General features: G+C 68.8%; 26 protein-coding genes. 25 read left to right on the forward strand and 1 reads right to left on the reverse strand.

Annotated elements, in window-relative coordinates:
- Positions 1-2: 2 nt before the first annotated feature.
- The 24 genes from rplC to NBW76_RS05910 all read left to right on the forward strand — a co-directional run bounded on the left by rplC (position 3) and on the right by NBW76_RS05910 (position 12,900).
- On the forward strand, positions 3-659 hold the full coding sequence (gene rplC, locus NBW76_RS05795) for a 50S ribosomal protein L3 (RefSeq protein ID WP_055964270.1): 657 nt from the start codon (positions 3-5) through the stop codon (positions 657-659).
- A 3-nt stretch (positions 660-662) separates the two neighbouring features.
- Positions 663-1,649, forward strand: coding sequence for a 50S ribosomal protein L4 (rplD, locus tag NBW76_RS05800; protein ID WP_056555845.1), 987 nt, complete (start codon positions 663-665; stop codon positions 1,647-1,649).
- 2 nt (positions 1,650-1,651) lie between these two features.
- A complete protein-coding gene (gene rplW / locus NBW76_RS05805; RefSeq protein WP_055964278.1) occupies positions 1,652-1,954 on the forward strand; it encodes a 50S ribosomal protein L23 in 303 nt (100 codons plus the stop codon).
- A gap of 13 nt (positions 1,955-1,967) precedes the next feature.
- A complete protein-coding gene (rplB, locus tag NBW76_RS05810; RefSeq protein ID WP_055964281.1) occupies positions 1,968-2,795 on the forward strand; it encodes a 50S ribosomal protein L2 in 828 nt (275 codons plus the stop codon).
- A 32-nt stretch (positions 2,796-2,827) separates the two neighbouring features.
- Positions 2,828-3,109 (forward strand): 30S ribosomal protein S19, encoded by a 282-nt coding sequence (gene rpsS, locus NBW76_RS05815; protein WP_055964284.1) that lies wholly within the window; start codon positions 2,828-2,830, stop codon positions 3,107-3,109.
- Entirely contained in the window at positions 3,106-3,543 is a 438-nt protein-coding gene (gene rplV, locus NBW76_RS05820; RefSeq protein WP_082480222.1) for a 50S ribosomal protein L22, read from the forward strand. The genes rpsS and rplV overlap by 4 nt, the downstream gene beginning before the upstream one ends.
- 1 nt (position 3,544) lies before the next feature.
- Entirely contained in the window at positions 3,545-4,387 is an 843-nt protein-coding gene (gene rpsC, locus NBW76_RS05825) for a 30S ribosomal protein S3 (RefSeq protein ID WP_055964287.1), read from the forward strand.
- Positions 4,387-4,809: a 50S ribosomal protein L16 gene (gene rplP, locus NBW76_RS05830; RefSeq protein ID WP_055964290.1), complete on the forward strand. Its 423-nt coding sequence runs from the start codon at positions 4,387-4,389 to the stop codon at positions 4,807-4,809. The genes rpsC and rplP overlap by 1 nt, the downstream gene beginning before the upstream one ends.
- 2 nt (positions 4,810-4,811) lie before the next feature.
- A complete protein-coding gene (gene rpmC, locus NBW76_RS05835; protein WP_055964293.1) occupies positions 4,812-5,036 on the forward strand; it encodes a 50S ribosomal protein L29 in 225 nt (74 codons plus the stop codon).
- On the forward strand, positions 5,033-5,338 hold the full coding sequence (rpsQ, locus tag NBW76_RS05840) for a 30S ribosomal protein S17 (protein WP_056555843.1): 306 nt from the start codon (positions 5,033-5,035) through the stop codon (positions 5,336-5,338). Before rpmC ends, rpsQ begins: the two co-directional genes overlap by 4 nt.
- Before the next feature lie 7 nt (positions 5,339-5,345).
- On the forward strand, positions 5,346-5,714 hold the full coding sequence (gene rplN, locus NBW76_RS05845) for a 50S ribosomal protein L14 (RefSeq protein WP_055964301.1): 369 nt from the start codon (positions 5,346-5,348) through the stop codon (positions 5,712-5,714).
- Position 5,715: 1 nt separating this feature from the next.
- Positions 5,716-6,090, forward strand: a complete 375-nt coding sequence (rplX, locus tag NBW76_RS05850) for a 50S ribosomal protein L24 (RefSeq protein WP_055964304.1) — start codon at positions 5,716-5,718, stop codon at positions 6,088-6,090.
- A 2-nt stretch (positions 6,091-6,092) separates the two neighbouring features.
- Positions 6,093-6,656 carry a 50S ribosomal protein L5 gene (gene rplE, locus NBW76_RS05855; protein WP_055964307.1) on the forward strand — a complete coding sequence of 188 codons (564 nt, stop codon included), beginning with the start codon at positions 6,093-6,095 and terminating at the stop codon, positions 6,654-6,656.
- 1 nt (position 6,657) lies between these two features.
- Positions 6,658-6,843 (forward strand): type Z 30S ribosomal protein S14, encoded by a 186-nt coding sequence (locus tag NBW76_RS05860; protein WP_055964310.1) that lies wholly within the window; start codon positions 6,658-6,660, stop codon positions 6,841-6,843.
- A 101-nt stretch (positions 6,844-6,944) separates the two neighbouring features.
- Positions 6,945-7,352 (forward strand): 30S ribosomal protein S8, encoded by a 408-nt coding sequence (gene rpsH / locus NBW76_RS05865; protein WP_055964313.1) that lies wholly within the window; start codon positions 6,945-6,947, stop codon positions 7,350-7,352.
- A gap of 16 nt (positions 7,353-7,368) precedes the next feature.
- On the forward strand, positions 7,369-7,911 hold the full coding sequence (gene rplF, locus NBW76_RS05870) for a 50S ribosomal protein L6 (protein WP_055964315.1): 543 nt from the start codon (positions 7,369-7,371) through the stop codon (positions 7,909-7,911).
- Complete coding sequence (gene rplR / locus NBW76_RS05875; RefSeq protein WP_055964318.1) at positions 7,911-8,294, forward strand: 50S ribosomal protein L18; 384 nt, start codon at positions 7,911-7,913, stop codon at positions 8,292-8,294. The genes rplF and rplR overlap by 1 nt, the downstream gene beginning before the upstream one ends.
- 40 nt (positions 8,295-8,334) lie before the next feature.
- Positions 8,335-8,952: a 30S ribosomal protein S5 gene (gene rpsE, locus NBW76_RS05880; protein ID WP_055964320.1), complete on the forward strand. Its 618-nt coding sequence runs from the start codon at positions 8,335-8,337 to the stop codon at positions 8,950-8,952.
- Complete coding sequence (gene rpmD / locus NBW76_RS05885) at positions 8,952-9,134, forward strand: 50S ribosomal protein L30 (protein ID WP_055964323.1); 183 nt, start codon at positions 8,952-8,954, stop codon at positions 9,132-9,134. Before rpsE ends, rpmD begins: the two co-directional genes overlap by 1 nt.
- A gap of 1 nt (position 9,135) precedes the next feature.
- Positions 9,136-9,576 carry a 50S ribosomal protein L15 gene (gene rplO, locus NBW76_RS05890; RefSeq protein ID WP_055964326.1) on the forward strand — a complete coding sequence of 147 codons (441 nt, stop codon included), beginning with the start codon at positions 9,136-9,138 and terminating at the stop codon, positions 9,574-9,576.
- A 214-nt stretch (positions 9,577-9,790) separates the two neighbouring features.
- On the forward strand, positions 9,791-11,095 hold the full coding sequence (secY, locus tag NBW76_RS05895) for a preprotein translocase subunit SecY (protein WP_055964329.1): 1,305 nt from the start codon (positions 9,791-9,793) through the stop codon (positions 11,093-11,095).
- Entirely contained in the window at positions 11,092-11,658 is a 567-nt protein-coding gene (locus tag NBW76_RS05900; protein WP_255353796.1) for an adenylate kinase, read from the forward strand. Before secY ends, NBW76_RS05900 begins: the two co-directional genes overlap by 4 nt.
- A gap of 22 nt (positions 11,659-11,680) precedes the next feature.
- Positions 11,681-12,517: a type I methionyl aminopeptidase gene (map, locus tag NBW76_RS05905; protein WP_082482007.1), complete on the forward strand. Its 837-nt coding sequence runs from the start codon at positions 11,681-11,683 to the stop codon at positions 12,515-12,517.
- Positions 12,514-12,900, forward strand: a complete 387-nt coding sequence (locus tag NBW76_RS05910; protein WP_055964332.1) for a hypothetical protein — start codon at positions 12,514-12,516, stop codon at positions 12,898-12,900. The genes map and NBW76_RS05910 overlap by 4 nt, the downstream gene beginning before the upstream one ends.
- 33 nt (positions 12,901-12,933) lie before the next feature.
- Here the strand turns inward: NBW76_RS05910 and NBW76_RS05915 are convergent, their stop codons facing one another.
- Positions 12,934-14,871, reverse strand: a complete 1,938-nt coding sequence (locus NBW76_RS05915; protein ID WP_156368155.1) for a CHAP domain-containing protein — start codon at positions 14,869-14,871, stop codon at positions 12,934-12,936.
- 113 nt (positions 14,872-14,984) lie between these two features.
- Between NBW76_RS05915 and NBW76_RS05920 the strand changes: the two genes are divergently transcribed.
- Positions 14,985-15,545, forward strand: coding sequence for a TetR/AcrR family transcriptional regulator (locus NBW76_RS05920; protein WP_055964337.1), 561 nt, complete (start codon positions 14,985-14,987; stop codon positions 15,543-15,545).
- Positions 15,546-15,599 lie beyond the last annotated feature (54 nt).

Below are 15,599 nucleotides of genomic sequence, written 5' to 3' on the forward strand. Positions count from 1 at the left end.
ACATGAGCACCTCCTCCACCGTCAACGCGCGCGGCCTCCTGGGCCGCAAGCTCGGCATGACCCAGGTCTGGGACGCCGAGGGCAAGATCGTGCCCGTCACGGTCCTCGCTGCCGAGACCAACGTCGTCACGCAGATCCGCACGCCCGAGACCGACGGCTACAGCGCCGTCCAGATCGGCTTCGGCGAGATCGACGGACGCAAGGTCAACAAGCCCGAGGCCGGACACTTCGCGAAGGCCGGCGTCACGCCGCGCCGCCACGTCGTCGAGATCCGCACCGAGGCCATCGCCGACTACGCCCTGGGCCAGGAGATCTCCCCGGAGATCTTCGCCGCGGGCGACGAGATCGACGTGACCGCCACGAGCAAGGGCAAGGGCTTCGCCGGCGTCATGAAGCGTCACGGCTTCTCCGGCGTCGGAGCCTCCCACGGCGCGCACCGCAACCACCGCAAGCCCGGCTCGATCGGTGGCTGCGCCACCCCGGGTCGCGTCTTCAAGGGCCTGCGCATGGCCGGCCACATGGGCGCCGAGACCGTCACCACCCAGAACCTGACCGTCCACGCCGTGGATGCCGCCAAGGGCGTCATCCTCGTCAAGGGCGCGGTCCCCGGCCCCAAGGGTGGACTCGTCGTGGTCCGCTCTGCCGCGAAGGGAGCCTGATCCATGGCCGTCAAGACCATTGATGCCGCGCTGCCCGTCGACATCTTCGGCGTGCAGACGAACATCCCCCTGATCCACCAGGTCGTCACCGCCCAGCTCGCCGCCGCCCGTCAGGGCACGCACGACGTCAAGTCGCGTGGCGAGGTGTCCGGTGGTGGCAAGAAGCCCTACCGCCAGAAGGGAACCGGCCGCGCCCGTCAGGGCTCGATCCGCGCACCCCAGTACAACGGTGGTGGCATCGTGCACGGCCCCACGCCGCGCAGCTACGACCAGCGGACCCCCAAGAAGATGAAGGCCGCCGCCCTGCGCGGTGCCCTCTCGGACCGGGCCCGCTCCGGACGTCTGCACGTGGTGGAGTCGCTCGTCACCGGTGAGGTGCCCTCCACCAAGGCCGCCGTCGCCGCGATCGCCGAGCTCACCACGCGTCGCCGCGTGCTCGTGGTCGTCAAGCGCGAGGACGCGCTGACGGCCAAGAGCCTGCGCAACGTCACCGACCTCGTCGTGCTGACCTTCGACCAGCTGAACACGTACGACGTCGTGCTGAGCGACGACGTGATCTTCACGCAGGCCGCGTTCGAGGCCTTCGTCGAGGCGCGTTCGGCCGAGGGCACCGAGACCGTCGCGCTGAGCGCCGCGGTCGTCGAGGCCGACGCCAAGCCTGCTGCGAAGCCGGCCACGAAGGCCAAGGCGAAGAAGGCTCCGGCGAAGAAGGCCGAGGCCACGAAGGCCGACGCCGAGCCCGCCGAGAAGGTCGAGGCCCCGGCCGCCGACGCGACCGAGGGTGCGACCAAGACGCAGCCCTACGGTCCCGGCTCCAAGGCCCCGCTCAAGAGCGGCAACGCCCCCAAGGGTCACGAGATCAAGGGCAACGCCGACTCGATGAAGTACCACACCGCGGACAGCCCCTGGTACGACCAGACGGTCGCCGAGGTCTGGTTCGACACCGAGGAGACCGCGCAGGCCGCCGGTTTCACGAAGGCTGGTGAGTGAGCATGAGCACCCTGCACAAGGACCACCGCGACGTCCTGATCGCGCCCGTCGTCTCCGAGAAGACGTACGCGCTCATCGACGACAACAAGTACACGTTCCTGGTGCGTCCGGACGCGAACAAGACGGAGATCAAGATCGCCGTCGAGAACGTGTTCGGCGTCAAGGTGACGGCCGTCAACACGATCAACCGCAAGGGCAAGACGCGTCGCACCCGCAACGGTGAGGGCAAGCGCAAGGACACCAAGCGGGCCATCGTGAGCGTCGCCGCCGGCCAGAGCATCGACATCTTCTCGAGCCCGAGCTGAGGACTGACCAGACATGGCTATTCGCAAGTACAAGCCGACCACGCCGGGCCGTCGAGGCTCCAGCGTCGCCGACTTCGCCGAGATCACCCGCACCACGCCGGAGAAGTCCCTCGTGGAGCCGCTGCCCAAGAAGGGCGGCCGCAACAACCAGGGTCGCATCACCACGCGCCACCAGGGTGGCGGCCACAAGCGTGCCTACCGCGTGATCGACTTCAAGCGCTACGACAAGGACGGCGTGCCGGCCAAGGTCGCTCACATCGAGTACGACCCCAACCGCACCGCGCGCATCGCGCTCCTGCACTACGCCGACGGCGAGAAGCGCTACATCATCGCGCCCGACGGCATCCGTCAGGGCCAGGCCATCGAGGCCGGGCCGACCGCCGACATCAAGGTCGGCAACAACCTGCCGCTGCGCAACATCCCCGTCGGTACCCAGATCCACGCCGTGGAGCTGCGTCCCGGTGGTGGCGCCAAGATGGGTCGGTCCGCCGGAGTGCGTGTCCAGCTGGTCGCCAAGGAGGGTACGCGCGCCCAGGTGCGCCTGCCCTCCGGCGAGATGCGCTACGTCGACGTCCGCTGCCGCGCCACGATCGGCGAGGTCGGCAACGCCGAGCAGTCCAACATCAACTGGGGCAAGGCAGGACGCAACCGCTGGAAGGGCAAGCGCCCGACCGTCCGTGGTGTCGCCATGAACCCGATCGACCACCCGCACGGTGGTGGCGAGGGCAAGACGTCCGGTGGACGTCACCCCGTCTCCCCGTGGGGCAAGCCCGAGGGCCGTACGCGCAAGCGCAAGGCCAGCGACCAGATGATCGTCCGCCGCCGCAAGTCCGGCCGCTGAGCTACGACGAGCTCAGGAACCAGGAGTAGAGAATGCCCCGTAGTTTGAAGAAGGGTCCCTTCGTCGACGGCCACCTCGAGAAGAAGGTGGACGCTCAGAACGAGGCCGGAACCCACACCGTGATCAAGACCTGGTCGCGTCGCTCGATGATCCTGCCGTCCTTCATCGGACACACGGTCGCCGTGCACGACGGCCGCAAGCACGTCCCGGTGTTCATCACCGACGCGATGGTCGGGCACAAGCTGGGCGAGTTCGCCCCCACCCGTACCTTCCGCGGTCACGAGAAGGACGATCGAAAGGCCAAGAGGCGATGAGTGCAGCCACCCGAGACAACGTCAGCGCGCGCCGCGAGCGCCTGCTGGGCGACGCACCGGGCGCGTTCGCCGTGGCCCGCTTCGTGCGGGTCACGCCGCAGAAGGCCCGCCGTGTCGGCGACCTGGTCCGCGGCATGGACACCGACGAGGCTCTCGCGATCCTGCGGTTCGCTCCGCAGGCCGTCGCGTCGAACTTCTACAAGCTCGTGGAGTCCGCCGTCGCGAACGCCGAGACCACCGAGGGCCTGGACGCGTCCGACCTCGTGATCTCCGTCGTGCACGTCGACGAGGGGCCGACCATGAAGCGTTGGCGCCCGCGCGCCAAGGGTGCGGCCAACCGCATCCTCAAGCGCACGAGCCACCTGACCGTCGTCGTGCAGCCGGCCGCTGACGTGCCGCAGTCGCGCAAGAACTCGAAGAAGGGCGGTCGCTGACATGGGCCAGAAGATCAACCCGCACGGCTTCCGACTCGGCATCTCGACCGACCACAAGAGCCGCTGGTACGCCGACAAGCTGTACAGCAGCTACGTCGGTGAGGACGTCAAGATCCGCAAGCTGCTGACCAAGGGCATGGATCGCGCCGGCATCAGCCGCGTGGAGATCGAGCGCACGCGTGACCGCGTCCGCGTCGACATCCACACCGCGCGTCCGGGCATCGTCATCGGTCGCCGCGGCGCCGAGGCCGACCGCATCCGTGGTGAGCTCGAGAAGCTCACCGGCAAGCAGGTGCAGCTCAACATCCTCGAGGTCAAGCAGCCCGAGCTCGACGCCCAGCTCGTCGCTCAGGGTGTCGCCGAGCAGCTGAGCGGTCGCGTGCAGTTCCGTCGCGCGATGCGCAAGGCGATGCAGACGACCATGCGCTCCGGTGCCAAGGGCATCCGGATCCAGTGCTCGGGTCGTCTCGGCGGCGCCGAGATGAGCCGCTCGGAGTTCTACCGCGAGGGCCGCGTGCCCCTGCACACGCTCCGCGCCGACGTCGACTACGGCTTCTACGAGGCCAAGACCACCTTCGGTCGCATCGGCGTCAAGGTGTGGATCTACAAGGGTGAGGTCGCCGGTACCCGCGCCGAGCGCGAGGCCGAGACCGCGCGTCGCGCCGCCGCTCCCGGCAGCCGTCGCCCCCAGCGCGGGCGTCGTCCCGCACGTGACGACCAGGCTGGTCAGGCTCCGGCAGCACAGGGTGCTGCGCAGGCCTCGGCCGAGCAGGCCGCACCCGCAGCCGAGGCAGCTCCTGCCGCGGCCGCCGCGGGCGCTGCCACCGAAGGAGGGCAGTCCTGATGTTGATGCCTCGTAGGGTCAAGTACCGCAAGCAGCACCACCCCAAGCGGCGCGGCATGGCCAAGGGCGGCACGGAGCTCGCGTTCGGCGACTTCGGCATCCAGGCGGTCGAAGGTCACTACGTGACCAACCGCCAGATCGAGTCCGCTCGTATCGCCATGACGCGTCACATCAAGCGTGGCGGCAAGGTGTGGATCAACATCTACCCCGACCGCCCGCTGACCAAGAAGCCGGCCGAGACCCGCATGGGCTCGGGCAAGGGCTCGCCCGAGTGGTGGGTCGCGAACGTCAAGCCCGGACGCGTCATGTTCGAGCTGTCGGGCGTGACCGAGGAGGTCGCCCGTGAGGCGATGCGCCGCGCCATCCACAAGCTGCCGATGAAGGCCCGCTTCATCACCCGCGACACCGAGGGAGGGTTCTGAGCATGGCTGCGAAGACCACTGCCGCAGAGCTGCGCGGCCTCGATGCCGAGGCTCTGGAGACCAAGCTGCGCGAGGCCAAGGAAGAGCTGTTCAACCTGCGCTTCCAGAACGCCACGGGCCAGCTCGACAACACCGCTCGCCTCAAGACCGTCCGTCGCGACATCGCCCGCATCTACACGGTGCTGACCGAGCGCGAGCTGGGCATCATCGAGGCGGTCGAGGCATGAGCACCAGCGAGAAGGAAACCGTGACCACCACGAACGACACCCCCAGCAGCGACCGCAACTACCGCAAGGTGCGCGAGGGACTCGTCACGAGCGACAAGATGGACAAGACCGTCGTCGTCATCGTCGAGGACCGCGTCAAGCACGCCTTGTACGGCAAGGTGCTGCGTCGCAACGTGAAGCTCAAGGCGCACGACGAGGCCAACGCGGCCGGCGTCGGCGACCGTGTGCTCATCCAGGAGACCCGCCCGCTGTCGGCCACCAAGCGCTGGCGCGTCGTGGAGATCCTCGAGAAGGCGAAGTGAGAGACAGATGATTCAGCAGGAGTCGCGACTCAAGGTCGCCGACAACACCGGTGCGAAGGAGATCCTCTGCATCCGTGTTCTCGGCGGATCGGGTCGACGCTACGCCGGTATCGGCGACACCATCGTCGCCACCGTCAAGGACGCCATCCCCGGCGGCAACGTCAAGAAGGGCGACGTCGTCAAGGCCGTCATCGTGCGCACCGTCAAGGAGCGCCGTCGTCCGGACGGTTCGTACATCAAGTTCGACGAGAACGCCGCGGTCATCCTGAAGACCGACGGCGATCCGCGTGGAACGCGCATCTTCGGCCCCGTGGGCCGCGAGCTGCGCGACAAGAAGTTCATGCGGATCATCTCGCTCGCCCCGGAGGTGCTCTGACATGACCAGCAACAAGAAGTCGACGCTGTCGATCCGCAAGGGTGACCAGGTCAAGGTCATCGCCGGAGCCGACAAGGGCGTCGAGGGCAAGGTCATCGAGGTGATCGCCGAGCGCAACCGCGTCATCGTCGAGGGCGTGAACCGCATCAAGCGGCACACGCGCGCCGGCGCCGACGGCGGCCAGGGCGGCATCATCACGCGTGAGGCCCCGATCCACGTCTCGAACGTGATGCTCGTGGTCGACGTCGACGGTGACAAGACCACCACGCGCGTGTCCTACCGCCGCGACGACGTGACCAAGAACCGTGCAGACGGTTCCAGCTACGAGGCCCAGCGCAGCGTGCGCGTGTCCTCCAAGACCGGAAAGGAGATCTGAGCATGGCCGAGTCCACCACCGCCGCTCCGCGGCTGAAGGCCAAGTACCGCGAGGAGATCCTCCCGGCCCTGCGCGAGGAGTTCGACCACGCGAACGTCATGCAGGTGCCCGGGCTGACGAAGATCGTCGTCAACATGGGTGTCGGCGAGGCTGCTCGCGACGGCAAGCTCATCGAGGGCGCGATCCGCGACCTCACCGCCATCACGGGCCAGAAGCCGCAGGTGACCAAGGCGCGCAAGTCGATCGCCCAGTTCAAGCTGCGTGAGGGCATGCCGATCGGCGCGCACGTCACGCTGCGGGGCGACCGCATGTGGGAGTTCCTCGATCGTCTGCTGACGCTCGCCCTCCCGCGCATCCGCGACTTCCGTGGTCTGAACGGCAAGCAGTTCGACGGCCGCGGCAACTACACCTTCGGTCTCACCGAGCAGGTCATGTTCCACGAGATCGACCAGGACAAGATCGATCGCTCGCGTGGCATGGACATCACCATCGTCACCACGGCCATCAACGACGACGAGGGTCGCGCGCTGCTGAAGCGGCTCGGCTTCCCATTCAAGGAGAACTGACATGGCGAAGACCGGCCTGAAGATCAAGGCGGCCCGCAAGCCCAAGTTCGCGGTCCGTGGCTACACGCGCTGCCAGCGCTGCGGCCGTCCCCGCTCGGTGTACAAGAAGTTCGGCCTGTGCCGCATCTGCCTGCGCGAGATGGCACACCGCGGCGAGCTCCCGGGCGTCACCAAGAGCAGCTGGTAATCCACCAACCCTCACGACCGTCGTAGGTCCTCCCTCACCCGCGTGGCACATCGCCTGGGGGCACGGGATGCGAAACCGCGGCAGGAACGGAACACACCACCATGACCATGACCGATCCGATCGCGGATCTGCTCACGCGGATCCGCAACGGCAACCAGGCGTTCCACGACGAGGTGTCGGCGCCGTACTCCAAGCTGAAGGAGGGCGTCCTCGCCCTGCTCAAGCAGGAGGGCTACATCACCGACTACCGCGTCATCGAGCCCGCTGAGGGCGAGGTGGCCAAGAACCTGCAGATCACCCTCAAGTACGGCCCCCAGCGCGAGCGCTCGATCGCCGGCATCCGCCGCATCAGCAAGCCGGGCCTGCGGGTGTACGCCAAGTCCACGAACCTGCCGAAGGTGCTCGGCGGACTCGGTGTCGCCATCATCTCGACTAGCCAGGGCCTGCTGACCGATCGTCAGGCCACGACCAAGGGTGTAGGCGGAGAAGTCCTCGCCTACGTCTGGTGAGGGAGGAGACGAACACATGTCGCGCATCGGCAAGCTGCCCGTCGCCGTCCCGAACGGCGTCGAGGTCACCATCGAAGGCCAGGACGTCCGCGTCAAGGGCCCCAAGGGCGAGCTGTCCCACACGGTCGCCGACCCCATCACGGTCGCCCGTGGTGAGGACGGCAGCCTCGAGGTCAACCGTCCCGACGACGAGCGCAGGAGCAAGGCCCTCCACGGGCTGAGCCGCACGCTCATCAGCAACATGGTCGTCGGCGTCACCGACGGCTACGAGAAGAAGCTCGAGATCGTCGGCGTCGGCTACCGCGTCCTGTCCAAGGGCCCGACGGAGCTCGAGTTCGCGCTCGGCTTCAGCCACCCCGTGGTCGTCAAGGCCCCCGAGGGCATCACGTTCAACGTGGAGGCCCCGACCAAGTTCTCGGTCATCGGCATCGACAAGCAGTCGGTCGGCGAGGTCGCCGCGAACATCCGCAAGATCCGCAAGCCCGAGCCCTACAAGGGCAAGGGCGTCCGTTACGCCGGCGAGCGCGTGCTGCGCAAGGCTGGAAAGGCTGGTAAGTGATGGCCGTCTCCATCAAGCAGTCCAAGGGTCGCTCCGCTCGCGCCACGTCGCGCGCGCGTCGCCAGATCCGCGGTCGCAAGAAGCTCCACGGCTCGCCCGAGCGTCCTCGTCTCGTCGTGACCCGGTCCAGCAAGCACATCGTGGCCCAGGTCGTGAACGACCTCGAGGGTCACACGCTGGCCTCGGCCTCGACCCTCGAGGCCGACCTGCGGTCCTTCGAGGGCGACAAGACCGCCAAGGCGAAGAAGGTCGGCGAGCTCGTGGCCGACCGGGCGAAGGCCGCCGGCATCGAGAGCGTCGTCTTCGACCGCGCGGGCAACCGGTACGCCGGTCGTGTCGCGGCGCTGGCTGACGGTGCGCGTGAAGGCGGGCTGGAGTTCTGATGACCCACAACATCAACACCAACGACATGGGGAGTGCCGCATGAGCGCCCAGCAGAACCGCCGAGGAGGCGGAGACCGTCGCGGTGGTCGAGGCGACCGCGGCGGCGACAAGTCCAATTACATCGAGAAGGTCGTCACGATCAACCGTGTCGCGAAGGTGGTCAAGGGTGGACGTCGCTTCAGCTTCACCGCCCTCGTGATCGTCGGCGACGGTGACGGCCAGGTCGGTGTCGGCTACGGCAAGGCCAAGGAGGTCCCCACGGCGATCTCCAAGGGTGTCGAGGAGGCGAAGAAGAACTTCTTCCGCGTCCCGCGCATCCAGGGCACCATCCCGCACCCGGTGACGGGCGAGAAGGCGGCCGGTGTCGTCTTCCTGCGTCCGGCATCGCCCGGTACCGGCGTCATCGCCGGTGGCCCGGTGCGCGCGGTGCTCGAGGCCGCCGGTGTGCACGACGTGCTGAGCAAGTCGCTCGGTTCCTCGAACTCCATCAACATCGTCCACGCGACGGTGGCGGCCCTCAAGGGCCTGGAGTCGCCCGAGATGGTCGCGCAGCGTCGCGGCCTGTCGGTCGAGGACGTCGCGCCCGCCGCCCTGCTCAAGGCGCAGGCCGAGGGCATCAAGGAGGCGCAGAACGCGCCCGTCGAGGCTGGTGTCTGATGGCACGTCTCGAGATCACCCAGGTTCGTTCGGCCATCGGTCGCCAGCAGAACCAGCGCCACACGTTGCGGTCGCTGGGTCTCAAGCGCATCGGTGACGTCGTCGTCAAGGAAGACCGTCCGGAGATCCGCGGCATGGCTGAGACCATCCCGCACCTCGTGGACGTCAAGGAGGTTGACTGACATGGCGCTGAAGCTCCACCACCTGCGCCCCGCCCCCGGTGCCAAGACCGCGAAGACCCGTGTGGGTCGCGGTGAGGGCTCCAAGGGCAAGACCGCCGGCCGCGGCACCAAGGGCACCAAGGCCCGCTACCAGGTGCCGGCCGGTTTCGAGGGTGGCCAGATTCCCCTCCACATGCGCCTGCCCAAGCTGAAGGGGTTCAAGAACCCCTTCCGTGAGGAGTACCAGGTCGTCAACGTCGAGCGGATCGGCACCCTCTTCCCCGAGGGTGGCGCCATCGACGTGGACGCGCTGGTCGAGGCCGGGGCGGTCCGCAAGGGCCACCTGGTCAAGGTGCTCGGCGAGGGCGACCTCTCGGTCGCCGTCCAGGTCACGGCTCACAAGTTCTCCGGTTCGGCCCGCAGCAAGATCGAGGCCGCCGGCGGCAGCGCGACCGAGCTCTGAATGACGCTCTGACGCACGACGGCGAGGCTCTCGGACCCCTCGGGTCCACCCGAGAGCCTCGCCGTCGTTCGTCGTCCGGCACCTCGTGCCGACGCAGACGCCGTGCCGGCGCAGGACGACCGTCCTGCAACCACCGGGCAACGGCCGACCTGCGAGAACTGACTGTTAGAGTCGCGGGGGCCCGTACGGGTTCCACGATCGAGGAGGACATCAGGTGCTCAGCGCCTTCGTGAACGCGTTCAAGACGCCTGACCTGCGGCGCAAGCTGCTGTTCGTCCTCGGCGTCATCGTGCTGTTCCGTCTCGGCTCGACCCTTCCGGCTCCCGGCATCAACGTCAGCAACGTCCAGCGCTGCGTCGACCTCGCCTCCCAGGGCGAGAACAGCAGCCTGTTCGCGCTCATCAACGTCTTCTCCGGTGGTGCGCTCCTGCAGCTCACCGTGTTCGCGCTCGGCATCATGCCGTACATCACCGCGAGCATCATCCTGCAGCTGCTCGTCGTGGTCATCCCCAGGCTCGAGGCCCTCAAGAAGGAGGGCCAGTCCGGTCAGGCGAAGATCACGCAGTACACCCGCTACCTCACGCTGGGTCTGGCCGTGCTCCAGGCGACCGGCATCGTGGCCCTGGCGCGCAGCGGACAGCTGTTCGGCGGCGTCGACTGCGGCGACCTGCTCTACCGCCAGGACAGCATCCTGGCCTTCCTGCTCATCGTGCTCGTCATGGTCTCCGGCACCGCCGTCATCATGTGGCTCGGCGAGCTCATCACCGACCGCGGCGTCGGCAACGGCATGTCGATCCTGATCTTCACGCAGGTCGTCGCCACCTTCCCCGGCGCGATGTGGCTGATCAAGGAGCAGAAGGGCTGGGCGACGTTCTCCGCCGTCGTGGCCGTCGGTCTCGTGATCGTCGCGGCGGTCATCTTCATCGAGCAGGCCCAGCGGCGCATCCCCGTCCAGTACGCCAAGCGGATGGTCGGGCGTCGCATGTTCGGCGGCTCGTCGACCTACATCCCGCTGAAGGTCAACCAGGCCGGCATCATCCCGGTGATCTTCGCCTCGAGCCTGCTGTACCTGCCGGCCCTCTACGCCCAGTTCCGTCCGGACGGCGTGGGCGCGGTCTGGATCAACGACCACTTCGTGCGGGGCGACCACCCGTACTACATGATCACGTACTTCGCGCTGATCGTGTTCTTCGCCTACTTCTACGTCGCGATCACCTTCAACCCCGAAGAGGTCGCCGACAACATGAAGAAGTACGGCGGGTTCATCCCGGGCATCCGCGCGGGTCGTCCCACGCAGGACTACCTCGCGTACGTCCTGAGCCGCATCACGGCGCCCGGCGCGGTGTACCTGGGCATGGTCGCGCTCATCCCGATGATCGCCGTCGCCCTGCTCGGCGCGAGCCAGAACTTCCCGTTCGGCGGCACGTCGATCCTCATCATCGTGGGCGTCGGCCTCGACACGGTGAAGCAGATCGAGAGCCAGCTCCAGCAGCGCAACTACGAAGGGTTCCTGCGGTGACGCGACTTCTCATCATGGGCCCGCCGGGGGCGGGCAAGGGGACGCAGGCGGCGACGCTCGCCCAGCGCATCAGCGGCGCCCACATCTCGACCGGTGACATCTTCCGGGCGAACGTGCAGCAGCAGACCGAGCTGGGGAAGACGGCCCAGCGCTACATGGACGCCGGTGAGTACGTGCCCGACGAGGTCACGAACGCCATGGTGAAGGATCGACTGGCCCAGGACGACGCGCGCGACGCGTTCATCCTGGACGGCTACCCGCGGACGGTCGAGCAGGTCTCGACCCTCGACACGATCCTCTCCGACCTGGGGTCCCAGCTCGACCACGTGCTGGTGCTGACGGTGGATCACGAGGAGCTGATCGGCCGACTGCTGAAGCGGGCCGAGACCAGCGGTCGCGCCGACGACACCGAGGACGTCATCCGGCACCGCCAGGAGGTCTACATCGCCGAGACCGCGCCGTTGCTGCCGGTCTACCGCGAGCGGGGCCTGCTGCGCGAGGTCGACGGGATGGGCACGGTCGACGAGGTCGAGGCGCGCATCGACGCCGCGCTCGGTCTCTGACCGCGCGGTCCGGGGCGCGTCCGTGTTCGGCCGGGGCATCGAGCTCAAGAGTCCGGAGCAGGTCGTCGCGATGCGGCGTGCCGGGCTCGTGGTGGCCCATGCACTCGACGCGGTCAGGTCGGCGATCGCGCCCGGCGTGACCACCGCCGAGCTGGACGCGTTGGCGCACGACACGATCCGAGCGCACGGCGCCACCTCGAACTTCCTGCACTACGGCGCGGAGCCGGGTGTCCCCGGCTTCCCGGGCGTCATCTGCACCTCGGTCAACGACGAGGTCGTGCACGGCATCCCGGGCCCGCGGGTCCTGCGCGACGGCGACGTCATCTCCGTCGACTGCGGGGCCATCGTCGACGGCTGGCACGGCGACGCGGCCATCACCGTCGAGGTGGGTGAGGTGCGGCCGGAGGTGCACACGCTCGTGGTCGAGACCGAACGGGCCCTCTGGGCGGGGATCGCCGCGGGGGCGCCCGGGCGTCGCGTCGGCGACATCAGCCACGCCATCGAGCGCAGCGTCCGGTCCGCCGGGACGTACGGCATCGCCGACGGCTACACCGGTCACGGCATCGGCACCGCCATGCACCAGGCACCCGACGTGCCGAACGTCGGCCGGCCCGGCAAGGGCCCGAAGATCGTGCCCGGACTCGTCCTCGCAGTCGAGCCGATGGTGACGCTCGGCTCGCCGGACAACCGCACGACCGAGGACCAGTGGACCGTCGTGACGGTGGACGGCTCGTGGGCCGCGCACTGGGAGCACACGGTGACGTGGACCGACGAGGGAGCCTGGGTGCTGACCGCGGTCGACGGCGGCCGGGCCCAGCTCGCGGCGCTCGGGGTCGCGTACGCCGGGGACGACGCATGAGCGGCATCCGTCGGCTCGTCCCTGCGCTGCTCACCGGCGCCGTCCTCGTGCTGGTCGGAGCGTGCTCCGGTGGCTCCGACGGCTCCGACGACCCGGCCGCAGCGGTCGAGACGATGATGCGAGCGCTCGACGCGGGCGACTGCCAGGCCGTCAAGGACGTGGTGCTGACTCCCTCGGAGATCGACTGCGGCTTCGTGACGGACCTCGGTGGCATGTTCGCCGACGAGGGCCTCGAGCTCGACGAGGTGGACTTCACCGTGGCGGAGTCGTCCGGGGACCAGGCCACGGTCGAGATCGACTGGAACGACGGCGACCCGAGCGAGTCCTACGAGGTCCAGCGGGTCGACGGCACGTGGAAGGTCCTGTTCGACAGCGCGGCCTGAGGCACCTCTCGACGAGCGAGCGCCCCGAAGGCCTCAGTCGTCGGTGGGCGCCGTGGTGGCCGACGTCGCAGCGGACTTCGCCGTGACGCCCGCCGTGATGCGCACCGAGGCCAGGCTCCTGGTCGTGAATCCGTCGCGGGTGCCGGTGACGATGACGCGGACCTTCTTGCCGCGGTCGGCCGCGGTGAGGGTGTAGGTCGTGCGGGTCGCCCCGCGCACGGCTCTGCCGTCGGCGTACCACTGGTAGGTGAACCGCGCCGACGGCGACCACGGAGCAGTGGTGGCGGTGAGGGTGGAGCCGACGCTCTCCGCGCCGGTGAACTCGGGGCGCGGCGCGGTGGTGAAGCGTCCGGCGGCGACGGGGCCGGTGATGCGCACCGAGGCCAGGCTCCTGGTGGTGAATCCGTCGCGGGTGCCGGTGACGATGACGCGGACCTTCTTGCCGCGGTCTGCGGCGGTGAGGGTGTAGGTGGCCGAGGTGGCACCGACGATGGGCTTGCCGTCGGCGTACCACTGGTAGGCCAGCGCGGCGTCGCCCGACCACGGGGCAGTGGTGGCGGTGAGGGTGGAGCCCACGCTCTCCTCACCGGTGAGCTCGGGGCGCGGCGCCGTGGTGAAGCGTCCGGCGGCGACGGGGCCGGTGATGCGCACCGAGGCCAGGCTCCTGGTGGTGAACCCGTCGCGGGTGCCGGTGACGATGACGCGGACCTTCTTGCCGCGGTCGGCGGCGGTGAGGGTGTAGGTGGCCGAGGTGGCGCCGGCGATCGGCTTGCCGTCGGCGTACCACTGGTGCGCGAGGGTGGCCTCGGGTGACCACGGGGCAGTGGTGGCGGTGAGGGTGGAGCCGACGCTCTCCTCACCGGTGAGCTCGGGGCGGGGCGTGGTGGTGAAGCCGCCCGGAGCCACGGGACCGGTGAGGCGCTCGGACGCCAGGGTGCGGGAGGTGTAGCCGGGGCGCGTGGCCGTCGCGAGGACGCGCACCTTCGCCCCGAGCTGATCGGCGTCGACCGTGTGCACGGCCGAGGTCGCCCCGGGGATGGGCTTGCCGTCGGCGTACCACTGGTAGCTGACCTGGGCGGTGGGCGACCAGGCCGGCGTGCTCGCCACGAGCCGCGAGCCCACCGTCTCCTGACCGGAGAACGTGGGACGGCTCGTCGAGGCGAAGCTGCCGGCGGTCACGGCGTCGGTGATCCGCGTCGAGGCCAGGCTCTTCGTGGGGTACCCGGACTTCTTGCCGGTGACGATGACCCGCACGGCCTTGCCCAGGTCGCCCGCGGCGAGGGTGTAGGTCGCGGAGGAGGCGCCGGAGATGGCCTTCCCGTCGGCGTACCACTGGTAGGTGAAGCTCGCGCCCGGCTTCCAGGCGGACGTGGTGGCGCTCAACCGGCTGCCGACCGTCTCCCCGCCCGTGAACGTCGGGCGGGGCGTGGCGCTGAAGGCGGGCGTGGTGTCGGGGTCGGCGAAGTGGATGAACCCGTCGGGCCACCCCGATCCGGACTTGGTGATCCGGCGGTGGTCGAACGTGCGACCCCAGTTGGACTCCGAGACGATGATCTCGGTGGGGGAGGCCACCTTCTCGACGTAGGCGACGTGGTTGCCGGTCCTGCCCCACCAGGCCACGGAGCCGACCGTCGGTGTCTGGTCGGTGACCGACGCCATCGCCGTGCCCCAGTCGCGCGCGTTGCCCACGCCCGACTTCGGCCGGACGTTGGGCATCCCGTTGGTGGTGATCAGTCGGTAGGCGACGTAGTTGGTGCAGTTGGTCCCCGTGTACATGCGCCAGTAGCTGGTCCTCTGCTTCGTCTCGTAGCCGAAGTGGTCGTAGCCGGCGCGCTTGCAGGAGGCGTACCCCGAGCACAGCAACGACGAGCCGGCCTGCGCCGAGACGCCCGCGGAGACGATCAGTCCGCCCACCACGGCCAGGGAGGCGGCGAAAGATATCAGCGCGGTCAGCACCCGAGATTGCGACACGCCGAGCAGCGTACGTGATTTTCGGGACTCGTGGGGCGGAAGTGACGCGGGAGGCCACCGGACTCCCGTCGCTCCAGCCGGTGCCAGGGGGTCCGTTCCCGTAGGTTGAGCCCGTGCCCAAGATCACCGGTGGCTCCCTGGAGGAGCACCGCACCCAGACGCGGCAGGCGGTCTTCGACGCGCTCGTCCGGCTCCTGGACCGCATGTCCTTCGACGCCGTCCGCATGGCCGACCTCGCGGCCGAGGCGGGCGTGGGCCGCACGGCGATCTACAACCACTTCCGCGACAAGGATGCCGTCATCGTGGGGTTCGCGACCTCCGAGACGAGCAAGTACCTGGAGCGACTGAACGCGGTGCTGGCCGACGCAGGGACTCCGCGCGAGCGGCTGCGCGCCTACGTGCGGCACCACATCGACACCCAGGGCGAGCAGCACTTCGGCTTCGGCCCGGACATCTACGGCCAGCTCGGGCCGGAGTCCCGCCTCGCGATCCGCGACCACGTCCTCGAGATCGAGGACGTCGTGCGGACGATCCTGGTCGACGGTGTCGCGACGGGCGACTTCCGCGAGGTCGACATCGACCAGGTCATGCGGCTGGTGCAGGCCTGCCTGCAGCCTCGCAACGTCGACGCCGACACCGTCGTGGACTTCGTGCAGCGGGCCCTCCTCGCCTGAGGCGTCGCGATCGTCCGTCGATGTGACCCGCGTCATGTCGCCGGATGCGGACAC

This window comes from Aeromicrobium sp. Leaf245 (assembly GCF_942548115.1).
Taxonomy (GTDB): Bacteria; Actinomycetota; Actinomycetes; order Propionibacteriales; family Nocardioidaceae; genus Aeromicrobium.

Bases quoted from the DNA above. Each gene is read 5' to 3' on its own strand.
- rplC (WP_055964270.1), top strand. From the start codon at position 3: ATGAGCACCTCCTCCACCGTCAACGCGCGCGGCCTCCTGGGCCGCAAG.
- rplD (WP_056555845.1), top strand. From the start codon at position 663: ATGGCCGTCAAGACCATTGATGCCGCGCTGCCCGTCGACATCTTCGGC.
- rplW (WP_055964278.1), top strand. From the start codon at position 1,652: ATGAGCACCCTGCACAAGGACCACCGCGACGTCCTGATCGCGCCCGTC.
- rplB (WP_055964281.1), top strand. From the start codon at position 1,968: ATGGCTATTCGCAAGTACAAGCCGACCACGCCGGGCCGTCGAGGCTCC.
- rpsS (WP_055964284.1), top strand. From the start codon at position 2,828: ATGCCCCGTAGTTTGAAGAAGGGTCCCTTCGTCGACGGCCACCTCGAG.
- rplV (WP_082480222.1), top strand. From the start codon at position 3,106: ATGAGTGCAGCCACCCGAGACAACGTCAGCGCGCGCCGCGAGCGCCTG.
- rpsC (WP_055964287.1), top strand. From the start codon at position 3,545: ATGGGCCAGAAGATCAACCCGCACGGCTTCCGACTCGGCATCTCGACC.
- rplP (WP_055964290.1), top strand. From the start codon at position 4,387: ATGTTGATGCCTCGTAGGGTCAAGTACCGCAAGCAGCACCACCCCAAG.
- rpmC (WP_055964293.1), top strand. From the start codon at position 4,812: ATGGCTGCGAAGACCACTGCCGCAGAGCTGCGCGGCCTCGATGCCGAG.
- rpsQ (WP_056555843.1), top strand. From the start codon at position 5,033: ATGAGCACCAGCGAGAAGGAAACCGTGACCACCACGAACGACACCCCC.
- rplN (WP_055964301.1), top strand. From the start codon at position 5,346: ATGATTCAGCAGGAGTCGCGACTCAAGGTCGCCGACAACACCGGTGCG.
- rplX (WP_055964304.1), top strand. From the start codon at position 5,716: ATGACCAGCAACAAGAAGTCGACGCTGTCGATCCGCAAGGGTGACCAG.
- rplE (WP_055964307.1), top strand. From the start codon at position 6,093: ATGGCCGAGTCCACCACCGCCGCTCCGCGGCTGAAGGCCAAGTACCGC.
- NBW76_RS05860 (WP_055964310.1), top strand. From the start codon at position 6,658: ATGGCGAAGACCGGCCTGAAGATCAAGGCGGCCCGCAAGCCCAAGTTC.
- rpsH (WP_055964313.1), top strand. From the start codon at position 6,945: ATGACCATGACCGATCCGATCGCGGATCTGCTCACGCGGATCCGCAAC.
- rplF (WP_055964315.1), top strand. From the start codon at position 7,369: ATGTCGCGCATCGGCAAGCTGCCCGTCGCCGTCCCGAACGGCGTCGAG.
- rplR (WP_055964318.1), top strand. From the start codon at position 7,911: ATGGCCGTCTCCATCAAGCAGTCCAAGGGTCGCTCCGCTCGCGCCACG.
- rpsE (WP_055964320.1), top strand. From the start codon at position 8,335: ATGAGCGCCCAGCAGAACCGCCGAGGAGGCGGAGACCGTCGCGGTGGT.
- rpmD (WP_055964323.1), top strand. From the start codon at position 8,952: ATGGCACGTCTCGAGATCACCCAGGTTCGTTCGGCCATCGGTCGCCAG.
- rplO (WP_055964326.1), top strand. From the start codon at position 9,136: ATGGCGCTGAAGCTCCACCACCTGCGCCCCGCCCCCGGTGCCAAGACC.
- NBW76_RS05910 (WP_055964332.1), top strand. From the start codon at position 12,514: ATGAGCGGCATCCGTCGGCTCGTCCCTGCGCTGCTCACCGGCGCCGTC.